Raw genomic sequence first — 13,327 nt, forward strand, 5'->3', positions numbered from 1 at the left:
CGTGGCCCCTCCACCACCGGACTCCTGCATGGAACGCATCCGCCGCTGGTACCGCCAAACGCTGGCCGCCGCGACCGAGGCCGCGACCTGCTTCGCCCTGGGTTTCAGGGAAAGCCTGCAACCCGCCGCCCTCTTCCGCTCCGCGGGCCTGTGCATACTCGTCAGCTTGCTGTGCACCTGGCTGTTCGTGCATTTCTTCGAGCCGATCATCCGCTTCTGCGGCTGGGCCGCGCTGTACACGGCGTTCAGCGTGGCCAACTTCGCCCTGATCCCCAGCGGCTCGCTGATCGAGGCCGGCAGCGGCGGCCCGTACTTCGACCCGCTGGCGGCCTTCAACGGCCTGGCGGGACTGGCGCAACTGGCGTTCTATTTCGTCGGCTATGCCGCGCTGTTCTTCGTCGCCCTGTATGCCGCCAGCATCGTCTTCGGCATCCGCCTGGGCCTGCGCATCGGCCTGCTCGGACAACTGAAGGAGCAGGTCCGCCAACGCTACCCGCGACTGGCACCTGCCTCCGGCGAAAGGATCTCGCTGTGGCGTGCCGCCGGCTTCCGCCTGGCGCCCTGGCTGGGCGTTTCCGGATCGATCCTGGTCGGCCTGCTGGTTCCGCTCTACAACGGTGTACTCCTGCTACTGGCGCTGGCCTACCTGAACATCCGCTTCCTGCTGCCCGCCACGCTGGCCGGGCTGGCCGATGCCGGCGAGCAGCTCGCCGTGCTTCGTGCTCGCCGCGGCAGCCTGTTGCTGTTCGGCCTGCTGATACTGCTCCTGGCGCTGGTGCCGCTGCTCAACCTGCTGCTGCCGGCGGTGCTCGGCGGCGGTACCTGCCACCTGGCCAATCGCGGCCTGGCGCAACTGCGCGGCGAGGCCACGGCAGAGAGTGGCAGCGCCGGCTAGCCTCAAGTAAGCTTGCGCGGTGGAAAACGGGTCGCCCCTGGGCGGCCCGTTTCGTTTACAGCCGCAACAGAGGTCGCCCCATGCCCTGGTTACAAGTTCGCCTGGCCATCACCCCGGAACAGGCCGAAACCTACGAAGACGCCCTACTCGAAGTCGGTGCCGTCTCCGTGACCTTCATGGACGCCGAAGACCAGCCGATCTTCGAGCCGGACCTGGGCACCACCCCGCTGTGGTCGCGCACCCACCTGCTGGCGCTGTTCGAAGCGGACACCGACGAGACCGCCCTGCTCGCCCACCTCGCCTTGCTTACCGGCGGCGAACTGCCCGAGCACCATATCGAGGAAATCGCCGACCAGGACTGGGAACGCAGCTGGATGGACAACTTCCAGCCGATGCGTTTCGGCCGCCGCCTGTGGATCGTGCCGAGCTGGCACGCCGCCCCGGAGCCGGACGCGGTCAACCTGCTGCTCGATCCGGGCCTGGCCTTCGGCACCGGCACCCACCCGACCACCGCGCTGTGCCTGGAATGGCTCGACGGCCAGGAACTGGCCGGCCGGCAGGTGCTCGACTTCGGCTGCGGCTCGGGAATCCTCGCCATCGCCGCGCTGCTGCTCGGCGCCGAACGGGCGGTCGGCACCGACATCGACCCGCAGGCCCTGGAAGCCTCGCGCGACAATGCCTCGCGCAACGGCATCGAGCCCGCGCGGTTCCCTGTCTACCTGCCGGCGGACCTGCCGCGGCAGCAGGCCGACGTGCTGGTCGCCAATATCCTCGCCGGCCCGCTGGTTTCCCTCGCCCCGCAACTGACCGGCCTGGTCCGTCCCGGCGGCCTGCTGGCACTGTCCGGCATCCTCGCCGAGCAGGCCGAGGAGGTACGCGAGGCCTACTCCGCACACTTCGATCTCGACCCGACTGCCGAACGCGAGGGCTGGCTCCGCATCAGCGGCCGCCGCCGCGCCGATTGATGGCGCGCCGCCAGCCACCACTGATCCCGCCCCACTGCCTTCGTGCAAGAAGCTTGGGGTAGACTAGTCGCCGGATTTTCCCTACGGATCGCCGCATGAGCGAAAGCGTCATCACCCAATGTCCCCATTGCAGCACCAGTTTCCGCGTCAGCGACGCGCAACTGGGCGCCGCCAATGGCGCGGTCCGCTGCGGCACCTGCCTGAAAGTCTTCAACGCCCTGCAGCACCAGGTGGGCGGAGCGCCGCGCGCCAGTGCGCCAGCGCCATCTCCGGCGCAGCCCGCGGTGGCGCCACCCGCCCCGTCCGCCACCACGCCGACGCCAGCCCCGGCTTCGCGCCCGCGCGACGAAACCCTGTGGATCCATGACGACCTCGACCTGGACAGCCTCAACCTCGACGAGGAACTGGCCAAGCTCGACGAATTCGAGCTGGACCAGGAGTTCTCCAGCATCGAGAAAGCCCCGCGCCCGGCGGAAAGCCTGCTGGCGCGACGGGACGACGAGCGCGACCCACATGACGAGCGCTGGGCCGAGGCGTTGCTCGCCGAAGCCGAGCCGCGCCAGGCCACGCGCGGCAATCCGCGCCAGGAACCGAGCCTGGGCGAGCCACTGGCGGAGGAGCGCGTCTCCTTCGTGCCCTTGCGCCGCGCCGAGGATCCGCCGGAACTCCGTCTCGGCCCGGATGACGAAGATGACGAGCCGAGCCTCGGCAAGCGCCGCAACGGCCTGAGCGCGGTCGATGAAGACGACGAGGAAAGCGCCGAGGAACAACCTGCTCCGTTCCCGGGCGCCGCCCGCAAGGCGGACGAGGCGCCGGTCGAGAGTCTCGACCAGTTGCGCGACGAACCGCTGCAACTGGCCTGGGAAAAGCCCAGGCGCCAGTGGCCGCGCCGCCTCGGCTGGTTGCTGCTGATCCTGCTGGCGCTCGGCGGCCTCGCCGCGCAGTACGTCGCCTACCACTTCGACGAACTGGCGCGGCAGGACGCGTACCGTCCCTGGTTCGCCCAGTTCTGTCCGGAAATCGGCTGCACCCTTCCCTCCAAGGTCGACGTGGAGCAGATCAGGAGCAGCAACCTGGTGGTCCGCAGCCACCCCGAGTTCAGCGGCGCGCTGGTGGTCGACGCGATCATCTACAACCGCGCCAGCTTCTCGCAGCCCTTCCCTCTGCTGGAACTGCGCTTCGCCGATCTCAACGGCCACCTGATCGCCAACCGCCGCTTCAAGCCCGGCGAGTACCTGGGCGGCGAGCTGGCCGGCCGCACGGAGATGCCGCCGCAGGTCCCGATCCACGTGTCGCTGGACATCCTCGATCCAGGACCGAAGGCGGTGAACTACAGCCTGAGCTTTCATTCTCCGGAGTGACCGGAAACGCGCTTGCGGTCGCCGACGGAGCGCGCCGGCCAACCGCTCGCGAAGGGCGCCGGACGCAAGTGCCGCTCGTCTTCCAACTGTAAGAACTAAGGAAGCGGCTGTTCAGAATTTATCCAAAACAGCCTTTATCCGGTCATCCAGAGCGGGTATCATGCCCTCCCTTTTTTCGCAGCACCGCAAGACAGGGAAGCCCCATGTCGGTGGTACGCATCGGCCCATATACACTGCCCAACAGACTGATCCTCGCGCCGATGGCCGGGGTGACCGATCGTCCGTTCCGTCAGCTTTGCCGTCGCCTTGGCGCCGGGATGGTGGTATCGGAGATGGTGACCAGCGACGTCCGCCTGTGGAACAGCCGCAAGTCGCGCCTGCGCCTGATCCACGATGGCGAGGACGAGCCGCGCTCGGTGCAGATCGCCGGCGGCGATCCGGCGATGCTGGCCGAGGCGGCGCAACGCAATGTGGAACTCGGTGCGCAGATCATCGACATCAACATGGGCTGCCCGGCGAAGAAGGTATGCAACAAGGCAGCGGGGTCCGCCCTGCTGCGGGACGAGGCGCTGGTCGCCGAAATCCTCGATGCCGTGGTCAGGGCGGTCGACGTACCGGTCACCCTGAAGATCCGGACCGGCTGGGACCGGGACAACCGTAACGGCGTCACCGTCGCGAGGCTCGCCGAACAGGCGGGGATCCAGGCTCTTGCGGTGCATGGCCGGACCCGCGCCGACCTGTACACCGGGGAGGCGGAGTACGAGACCATCGCGGCGATCAAGCAGGCCGTGTCGATACCGGTGTTCGCCAATGGCGACATCGATTCGCCGGAGAAGGCCAGGAAAGTCATCGAGCAGACCGGGGTGGACGCCCTGCTGATCGGTCGGGCCGCCCAGGGGAGACCGTGGATTTTCCGCGAGATCGACCATTACCTGCGGACCGGCGAACACCTGCCGGCGGCGCCGCTTCCCGAAGTGGAGAGTATCCTGCTCGAACACCTCGCGGAGCTGCACCTTTTTTATGGGGAAGAAATGGGTGTGCGGATCGCCCGCAAGCATGTGGGGTGGTATCTCGCGACTCTGCCGGGCGCAAGGGAATTCCGCGCCCAGTTCAATCGTTTGCAGGACACGGATGCGCAGTGCGCCAGCGTCAGGCAGTTCTTCGCCGAGCGCCAGAACAACGGAACAGGGGTGGCCGCATGACAACGATGACGACCGAGACTTTAGTGAGTGGAACAACGCCCGTGAGCGACAACGCCAACCTGAAACAGCACCTCACCACGCCGACGCAAGAAGGGCAGACCCTGCGCGACAGCGTGGAGAAGGCATTGCACAACTATTTCGCCCACCTCGAGGGGCAGCCGGTCACGGACGTGTACAACATGGTGCTCTGCGAAGTCGAAGCGCCGCTGCTGGAAACCGTCATGAACCACGTCAAGGGGAACCAGACCAAGGCCTCCGAGCTGCTCGGCCTGAACCGCGGGACCCTGCGCAAGAAACTCAAGCAATACGACCTTCTTTAAGAGCGGCGGCGGGCTCCGGCCAAGGGCGCGCGCCCGGCCGGCACCCGCGGCCGCAAGCCAGCCCTCAGGACCCTTGCAATGACCGACCAAACCACCCGCCTGCCCATCCGCCGCGCGCTGATCAGCGTTTCCGACAAGACCGGCGTCGTCGACTTCGCCCGTGAGCTGGTCGCCCTCGGCGTGGAAATCCTCTCCACCGGCGGCACCTACAAGCTGCTCCGGGACAACGGCATCGCCGCCGTGGAAGTGGCCGACTACACCGGCTTCCCGGAAATGATGGACGGTCGGGTGAAGACCCTGCACCCGAAGGTGCATGGCGGCATCCTCGGTCGCCGCGACCTCGACGGCGCGGTCATGGAGCAGCACGGCATCAAGCCGATCGACCTGGTGGCGGTCAACCTGTATCCCTTCGAGGCCACGGTGGCCAGGCCCGACTGCGACCTGCCGAGCGCCATCGAGAACATCGACATCGGCGGGCCGACCATGGTCCGTTCGGCGGCGAAGAACCACAAGGACGTCGCCATCGTGGTCAACGCCGGCGACTACGCCGCCGTGGTCGAGGCCCTCAAGGCCGGCGGCCTGACCTACGCCCAGCGTTTCGACCTGGCCCTCAAGGCGTTCGAGCACACCTCCGCCTACGACGGCATGATCGCCAACTACCTGGGCACCATCGACCAGACCCGCGACACCCTCGGCACCGCCGACCGCGGCGCCTTCCCGCGCACCTTCAACAGCCAGTTCGTCAAGGCCCAGGAAATGCGCTACGGCGAGAACCCGCACCAGAGCGCGGCCTTCTACGTCGAGGCGAAGAAGGGCGAGGCCAGCGTCTCCACCGCCATCCAGTTGCAGGGCAAGGAACTGTCGTTCAACAACGTCGCCGACACCGACGCCGCCCTGGAATGCGTGAAGAGCTTCCTCAAGCCGGCCTGCGTGATCGTCAAGCATGCCAACCCCTGCGGCGTCGCCGTGGTGCCGGAAGACGAAGGCGGCATCCGCAAGGCCTACGACCTCGCCTACGCCACCGATAGCGAATCGGCGTTCGGCGGCATCATCGCCTTCAACCGCGAGCTGGACGGCGAAACCGCCAGGGCCATCGTCGAGCGCCAGTTCGTCGAGGTGATCATCGCGCCGAAGATTTCCGCCGCCGCTCGCGAGGTGGTCGCCGCCAAGGCCAACGTACGCCTGCTCGAATGCGGCGAATGGCCAGCCGAGCGCGCCCCGGGCTGGGACTTCAAGCGGGTCAACGGCGGCCTGCTGGTACAGAGTCGCGACATCGGCATGATCAAGGCCGAGGACCTGAAGATCGTCACTCGCCGCGCCCCTACCGAGCAGGAGATCCACGACCTGATCTTCGCCTGGAAGGTGGCCAAGTTCGTCAAGTCCAACGCCATCGTCTACGCCAGGAACCGCCAGACCGTCGGCGTCGGCGCCGGCCAGATGAGCAGGGTCAACTCCGCTCGCATCGCCGCGATCAAGGCCGAGCACGCCGGCCTGGAAGTGAAAGGCGCGGTGATGGCTTCCGACGCCTTCTTCCCGTTCCGCGACGGCATCGACAACGCGGCCAAGGCCGGCATCACCGCGGTGATCCAGCCGGGCGGCTCGATGCGCGACAACGAAGTGATCGCGGCGGCCGACGAGGCGGATATCGCGATGGTGTTCACTGGCATGCGCCATTTCCGCCATTGAGTATCACGGCGGCTGAGCGCGACGCGGTCAGCCGCCCTACCCACGAATTTCACGCAGGGCGGATAACGCGGCGCGTTATCCGCCGTTGCGCCAGGAGAATCCCATGAACGTACTCATCATCGGCAGCGGCGGTCGCGAACATGCCCTGGCCTGGAAGGTCGCCCAGGACCCGCGCGTGGCCAAGGTCTTCGTCGCCCCGGGCAACGCCGGCACCGCCACCGAGGCCAAGTGCGAGAACGTCGCCATCGACGTGCTGGCCCTGGAGCAACTGGCCGACTTCGCCGCGAAGAACGTCCAGCTGACCATCGTCGGTCCCGAGGCGCCGCTGGTGGCGGGCGTGGTCGACCTGTTCCGCGAGCGCGGCCTGGATATCTTCGGCCCGACCGCCGGCGCCGCCCAGCTGGAAGGTTCCAAGGCCTTCACCAAGGACTTCCTCGCCCGCCACCGGATCCCCACCGCCGCCTATCGCAACTTCACCGAGGTCGAGCCGGCCCTGGCCTACCTGCGCGAGCAGGGCGCGCCCATCGTCATCAAGGCCGATGGCCTGGCCGCGGGCAAGGGCGTGATCGTCGCCATGAGCCTGGACGAAGCTGAAGCCGCCGTGCGCGACATGCTCGCCGGCAATGCCTTCGGCGACGCCGGTTCGCGCGTGGTGATCGAAGAGTTCCTCGACGGCGAGGAAGCCAGCTTCATCGTCATGGTCGACGGCAAGAACGTGCTGCCGATGGCCACCAGCCAGGACCACAAGCGTGTCGGCGACGGCGACAGCGGGCCGAACACCGGCGGCATGGGCGCCTACTCGCCGGCACCGGTGGTCACCGCCGAGGTCCACCAGCGGGTGCTGGACGAAGTGATCTATCCGACCGTGCGCGGCATGGCCGAGGAAGGCAACGTCTATACCGGCTTCCTTTATGCCGGCCTGATGATCGACAGGAACGGCGCGCCCAAGGTCATCGAATTCAACTGCCGCTTCGGCGATCCGGAAACCCAGCCGATCATGGTCCGCCTGGAGTCCTCCCTGGTCCTGCTGGTCGAGGCCGCCCTGGCCAAGGCGCTGGACAAGGTCGAGGCGACCTGGGACCCGCGTCCGACCGTAGGCGTGGTACTGGCCGCCGGCGGCTATCCGGGCGACTACGCCAAAGGCGAGGTCATCGAAGGCCTGGCCGAGGCCGCCGCGCTGGACGGCAAGGTGTTCCACGCCGGCACCGCGCTGAAGGATGGCCAGGTGGTCACCTCCGGCGGCCGCGTGCTCTGTGCCACCGCCATCGGCGAGAGCGTGTCCGCCGCCCAGCAGCAGGCCTATCGCCTGGCCGGGAAGATCCGCTGGAACGGCTGCTTCTACCGCAAGGACATCGGCTACCGTGCCATCGCCCGCGAGCGCGGCGAGTCCTGACCGGACCCGAGGCCGCGGCGCTTGCGCGGCCTATGCCGTTGCCACGGCCACTTGGCTATAATCCGGCCATTCACCTTCGAAGGGACTTCGCCGTGGTACGGCTTCGGATCGCCATAGGACTACTCGTCAGCTGCCTGCTGCTTCTGCTCGGTCCGATCTCGCCGGCGGTCGCGGACGACTCCGGCGTTTCCAGCGTTCCCCTGCAAACCACCGCCACTACCCCCAGCGCCAACCAGAACTGGCGCGTGCTGCGCGACGAGAGCGCGCAGTTGCGGATCGCCGACGTGTTGCAGCGCAAGGAACAGTTCCGTCCGCTGGCCAAGCGCTCCTTCATCTTCCCCGCCAGCACCCAGGCGGTCTGGCTGCAGGTGCAACTGCCCGAACAGAAGGCGCCGAGCTGGCTGTGGATCTTCGCCCCGCGCGTGCAGTACCTGGACTACTACCTGGTGCAGGACGGCCAGCTGGTCCGCGACCAGCACACCGGCGAGTCGCGACCGTTCCAGGAACGCCCGCTGCCGTCGCGCTCCTACCTGTTCTCGCTGCCGGTCGACGGCAAGCCGATGACCCTGTACGTGCGGATGACCTCCAACCATCCGCTGATGGCCTGGTTCGACCAGATCGACGAAGCCGGCCTGGTCGGCCTGGAGAAGCCGGCCTACGCCTTCGGCATGCTGCTCGGCGGCATGCTCCTGCTGCTGATGTACAACCTGATCCGCTTCGCCTACTCGCGCAGCGCCAGCAGCCTGTGGCTGGCGGCTGTGCACGCGGCGCTGGCGGTCTGCGCCGCGGCCAACCTGGGGCTGGTGGCGTTCTGGCTGCCGGGACTCAGGTTCAACCAGTCGCTGACCGCCGACCTCGGTGCCCTCGGCGCCGCGGTGAGCCTGCTGTGGTTCGCCTGCAGCTTCTTCCGCGGCACCGCGGAAAGCCGCCTGAACCGTCTGCTGCAAGGCGAGGCGCTGCTGATCCTGGCGGTCGGCGCGATCATCGCCTTCACCCAGCAACTCTGGTTCAGCTGGCTGATCTACCTGCTGGTGATCCTCAGTTCGCTCAGCGTCCCACTGGTCGCGGCCTGGCACTGGTATCGCGGCTACCAGCCGGCGCGCCTGATCGTCGCCGGGATGATCGTGTTCAACGCCGGCTTCATGGTGTTCCTGCCGGTACTGTTCGGTACCAGGCAACTCGATCCGGGCTGGCTGGTGCTCGGCGTGTTCAGCTTCGCCACCCTCGCCGGGCTGGTCCTGAGCGTCTCGCTCACCGAACGCCAGCGGCTGATCCAGCAGCTCAACCTGCAACAGCGCACCAGCGAGGCGGCGCACACCGCGGAATTGCAGACCAAGGCCGAGTTCCTGGCCAAGATCAGCCACGAGATCCGCACGCCCATGAACGGCGTGCTGGGGATGACCGAACTGCTCCTCGGCACGCCGTTGTCGGCCAAGCAGCGCGACTACGTGCAGACCATCCACAGCGCCGGCAACGAGTTGCTCACGCTGATCAACGAGATCCTCGACATCTCCAAGCTGGAGTCCGGGCAGATCGAGCTGGACGAAGTGCAGTTCGACCTCAACGCGCTGATCGAGGACTGCCTGGATATCTTCCGGGTCAAGGCCGAGCAGCAGCGCATCGAGCTGATCAGCTTCACCCAGCCGCAGGTGCCGCGGGTCATCGGCGGCGATCCGACGCGCCTGCGCCAGGTGGTCCTGAGCCTGCTGGACAACGCGTTCAAGCAGACCGAGGAAGGCGAGATCCTGCTGGTGGTGGCCCTCGACGAGCAGAGCGGGGCGCCGCGCCTGCGCATCGCCGTGCAGGACAGCGGCCACCCGTTCGACGCCAAGGAACGCGAGGCGCTGCTCACCGCCGAGCTGCACAGCGGCGACTTCCTTTCCGCCAGCAAGCTCGGCAGTCACCTCGGCCTGATCATCGCCCGCCAGCTGGTGCGGCTGATGGGTGGGGAGTTCGGCATCCAGTCCGGCAGCAGCCAGGGCACCACCCTGTCGCTGACCCTGCCGCTCGATCCGCAGCAACTGGAGAACCCCACCGCCGACCTCGACGGCCCGTTGCAGGGCGCGCGGCTGCTGGTGGTGGACGACAACGAGACCTGCCGCAAGGTGCTCCTGCAGCAGTGCAGCGGCTGGGGCCTGAACGTCAGCGCGGTGTCCTCGGGCAAGGAGGCGCTGGCCCAGTTGCGCACCAAGGCGCACCTGCGCGAGTACTTCGACGTGGTCCTGCTCGACCAGGACATGCCCGGCATGACCGGCATGCAACTGGCGGCGAAGATCAAGGAAGACCCCAACCTCAACCACGACATCCTGCTGATCATGCTCACCGGGATCAGCAACGCGCCAAGCAAGATCATCGCCCGCAACGCCGGGATCAAGCGCATCCTGGCCAAGCCGGTGGCCGGCTATACGCTCAAGGCGACCCTCGCCGACGAACTCGCCCAGCGCGGCGTCAGCGGCGTCACCAACTACCTCCACCCGGCCAAGGAAGCGCAGGCGCCGAGCCTGCCGAGCGACTTCCGGATCCTCGTCGCCGAGGACAACAGCATCTCCACCAAGGTCATCCGCGGCATGCTGAACAAGCTCAACCTGCAGCCGGACACCGCCAGCAACGGCCAGGAGGCGCTCGCCGCGATGAAGGCCACCCAGTACGACCTGGTGCTGATGGACTGCGAGATGCCGGTGCTCGACGGCTTCTCCGCCACCGAGCAGCTACGCGCCTGGGAAGCCCACGAACAGCGCCCGCATACCCCGGTGGTGGCGCTCACCGCACACATCCTCAGCGAGCACAAGGAGCGCGCGCGACTGGTCGGCATGGACGGGCACATGGCCAAGCCGGTGGAACTGTCGCAACTGCGCGAGCTGATCGCCTACTGGGTCGGCGAACGCGACCGCCGCCGCCAGGGCGACGCCCTGCCCTCCTGAGGGCAGCGACGTACTCCGGCGCTGCACCCGGCCTCCGCCACGGCGGATAACCGCACGCGGTCATTCGCCCTGTACCCAGGCGGCGCCCGACTCCCGTAGGGCGCATGACGCCGACGGCGTTGTCCGCCGACACGCGGGCTCGTTGTCACCTGCCACGCGAACCGGCATATTGCCAACCCGCCGGACATCGCGCCGGCCCGTCGCACGCTATGCTCATGCCCAACCCCGGACCGGAAGCGCCTCCATGCATTTGCTGTTCAGCGTCTACCTGAAGATGCTGGTGCTCTATAGCCCCTTCTTCGTGCTGTCCTGCTTCATCAGCCTCAGCCGCGGCTTCGGCCCGCGCGACCGCAAGCGCATGGCCTGGCGCGTGGCCTTGGCGGCGCTGATCGCCAGCGTCGCGCTGTACCTGTTCGGCCGCTACATCTTCATCCTCTTCGGCATCACCGCCGACGCCTTCCGCATCGGCGCCGGCAGCGTGCTGTTCATCTCCGCCCTGGGCATGGCCCAGGGTCGCGCGGCGGTGCAGAGCGACAACGTGCAGCAGGACGTGACCATCGTCCCGCTGACCATTCCCCTCACCGTCGGCCCCGGCACCATCGGCGCGCTGCTGGTGATGGGCGTCGGCCAGGGCTGGGAGGCCAAGCTGATCTCCCTGGTGGCGATCTTCCTCGCCTGCCTGACCCTCGGCACCACGCTGTACCTTTCCGACCGCATCGAGCGCCTGCTCGGCGACCAGGGGCTACAGATCGTCAGCCGTCTGATGGGTCTGTTCGTCTGCGCGCTGGCGGCACAGATCATCGTCACCGGCCTGAAGGGCTCGCTGTTCCCCGGCTGAGCGCACCAGCCTGAGGCGGACGCCCTGGATGCCGTACCCGGATGCACCGCGATGGTGCCCGAGCGGAACGGCGGCGATCCCCAGGACGCGCCGCCGGCCGTAGGGAGGGACGTCAGCGCGAGGCCTTCCCATCCGGCACCCACGAGCGCTTCTTCGTGGATATCCGGCGAAAACCTGTTGAAAACGCAGCCTGCCCCGGCATGGCCAGGTCTCCTCGGCATGTTCCACCGGCGCCTCGCGACGCCGTTTCGCCGCCCGATGCCGGCCAGCGCCAAGAAGAGGCACAGCCTTTGCTCTGGAGCCTCAGCGAAGAGATCCAGGCCGCAGTGCGCACCCCGCCGTCCCCAGGGACGGATGCCCCGACGACAAGCACGACGCCTCCTGAAAACTGCCGCCCCGACCGCTGGTGAATGGAGAACAACACCAATGAAACGTCGCAGTCTGCTCAAGGCCTTCACGCTGTCCGCGTCCATCGCTTCCATGGGCCTGTCCTGGTCGATCCAGGCCGCCGAAACCATCAAGGTCGGCATCCTCCACTCGTTGTCCGGGACCATGGCGATCTCCGAGACCTCGCTGAAGGACATGGCCCTGATGACCATCGACGAGATCAACGCCAAGGGCGGGGTCAACGGCAAGAAGCTCGAAGCGGTGGTGGTCGACCCGGCGTCGAACTGGCCGCTGTTCGCCGAGAAGGCCCGCCAGTTGCTGACCCAGGACAAGGTCGCGGTGGTCTTCGGTTGCTGGACCTCGGTGTCACGCAAATCCGTATTGCCGGTGTTCGAGGAACTCAACGGGCTGCTGTTCTACCCGGTGCAGTACGAGGGCGAGGAACTTTCGCCGAACGTCTTCTATACCGGCGCGGCGCCGAACCAGCAGGCGATCCCGGCGGTGGAGTACCTGATGAGCGAGGACGGCGGCGGCGCCAGGCGCTTCTTCCTGCTCGGCACCGACTATGTCTACCCACGCACCACCAACAAGATCCTGCGCGCCTTCCTGCACAGCAAGGGCGTGGCCGACAAGGACATCCAGGAGGTCTACACGCCGTTCGGCCACAGCGACTACCAGACCATCGTCGCCGACATCAAGAAGTTCGCCGCCGGCGGCAAGACCGCGGTGGTCTCCACCGTCAACGGCGACTCCAACGTGCCGTTCTACAAGGAACTGGCCAACCAGGGCCTGGAAGCCACCGAGGTGCCGGTGGTGGCCTTCTCCGTGGGCGAGGAAGAACTGCGCGGCATCGACACCAAGCCGCTGGTCGGCAACCTGGCGGCGTGGAACTACTTCGAGTCGGTGAGCAATCCGGTCAACGAGAAGTTCGTCGCCGACTGGAAAGCCTACGCCAAGGCGAAGAACCTGCCGAACTACGCCACCGCGGTGACCAACGACCCGATGGAGGCCACCTACGTCGGCATCCACATGTGGGCGCAGGCGGTACAGAAGGCTGGCAGCACCGAGGTCGACAAGGTCCGCGCGGCCATGGCCGGGCAGAGCTTCAAGGCGCCGTCGGGCTACACCCTGGTGATGGACAAGAGCAACCACCACCTGCACAAGCCGGTGATGATCGGCGAGATCCAGGACGACGGTCAGTTCGAGGTGGTCTGGAAGACCCCCGAGCCGCTCCGCGCGCAACCCTGGAGCCCGTTCATTCCGGGCAACGAGAAGAAGCCGGACTACGCGGCGAAGAGCGACTGAGTTCTGCCGTGAAAAACCCTGTCCCCCTGGCCAGGCGCTGCCCTGCACGGAACG

At 67.3% G+C, this 13,327-nt stretch carries 10 protein-coding genes; all 10 read left to right on the top strand.

Annotation, left to right across the window (positions count from 1 at the left end; genetic code table 11):
- The first annotated feature begins 28 nt into the window (after positions 1-28).
- The 10 genes from PSPA7_RS26595 to urtA all read left to right on the top strand — a co-directional run bounded on the left by PSPA7_RS26595 (position 29) and on the right by urtA (position 13,273).
- Positions 29-895 (top strand): EI24 domain-containing protein, encoded by an 867-nt coding sequence (locus tag PSPA7_RS26595; protein ID WP_012077560.1) that lies wholly within the window; start codon positions 29-31, stop codon positions 893-895.
- 80 nt (positions 896-975) lie between these two features.
- On the top strand, positions 976-1,860 hold the full coding sequence (gene prmA / locus PSPA7_RS26600; RefSeq protein ID WP_012077561.1) for a 50S ribosomal protein L11 methyltransferase: 885 nt from the start codon (positions 976-978) through the stop codon (positions 1,858-1,860).
- A gap of 95 nt (positions 1,861-1,955) precedes the next feature.
- On the top strand, positions 1,956-3,221 hold the full coding sequence (locus tag PSPA7_RS26605; RefSeq protein ID WP_012077562.1) for a DUF3426 domain-containing protein: 1,266 nt from the start codon (positions 1,956-1,958) through the stop codon (positions 3,219-3,221).
- A 203-nt stretch (positions 3,222-3,424) separates the two neighbouring features.
- Entirely contained in the window at positions 3,425-4,423 is a 999-nt protein-coding gene (gene dusB / locus PSPA7_RS26610; RefSeq protein ID WP_003155438.1) for a tRNA dihydrouridine synthase DusB, read from the top strand.
- Entirely contained in the window at positions 4,420-4,743 is a 324-nt protein-coding gene (gene fis, locus PSPA7_RS26615; protein WP_003121116.1) for a DNA-binding transcriptional regulator Fis, read from the top strand. Before dusB ends, fis begins: the two co-directional genes overlap by 4 nt.
- A 78-nt stretch (positions 4,744-4,821) precedes the next feature.
- Positions 4,822-6,429, top strand: a complete 1,608-nt coding sequence (gene purH, locus PSPA7_RS26620) for a bifunctional phosphoribosylaminoimidazolecarboxamide formyltransferase/IMP cyclohydrolase (protein WP_012077563.1) — start codon at positions 4,822-4,824, stop codon at positions 6,427-6,429.
- A gap of 103 nt (positions 6,430-6,532) precedes the next feature.
- A complete protein-coding gene (gene purD, locus PSPA7_RS26625; protein ID WP_003155437.1) occupies positions 6,533-7,822 on the top strand; it encodes a phosphoribosylamine--glycine ligase in 1,290 nt (429 codons plus the stop codon).
- A 92-nt stretch (positions 7,823-7,914) separates the two neighbouring features.
- Positions 7,915-10,743: a hybrid sensor histidine kinase/response regulator RetS gene (retS, locus tag PSPA7_RS26630; protein ID WP_033997462.1), complete on the top strand. Its 2,829-nt coding sequence runs from the start codon at positions 7,915-7,917 to the stop codon at positions 10,741-10,743.
- Positions 10,744-10,987: 244 nt separating this feature from the next.
- The gene (tspR, locus tag PSPA7_RS26635) at positions 10,988-11,581 is read left to right on the top strand and encodes a type III secretion system genes modulator TspR (RefSeq protein WP_003095417.1); all 594 of its coding nucleotides are present in this window, start codon (positions 10,988-10,990) and stop codon (positions 11,579-11,581) included.
- Positions 11,582-12,007: 426 nt separating this feature from the next.
- Complete coding sequence (gene urtA / locus PSPA7_RS26640; RefSeq protein WP_012077565.1) at positions 12,008-13,273, top strand: urea ABC transporter substrate-binding protein; 1,266 nt, start codon at positions 12,008-12,010, stop codon at positions 13,271-13,273.
- Positions 13,274-13,327 lie beyond the last annotated feature (54 nt).

It is taken from the genome of Pseudomonas paraeruginosa PA7, from assembly GCF_000017205.1.
Taxonomy (GTDB): Bacteria; Pseudomonadota; Gammaproteobacteria; order Pseudomonadales; family Pseudomonadaceae; genus Pseudomonas; species Pseudomonas paraeruginosa.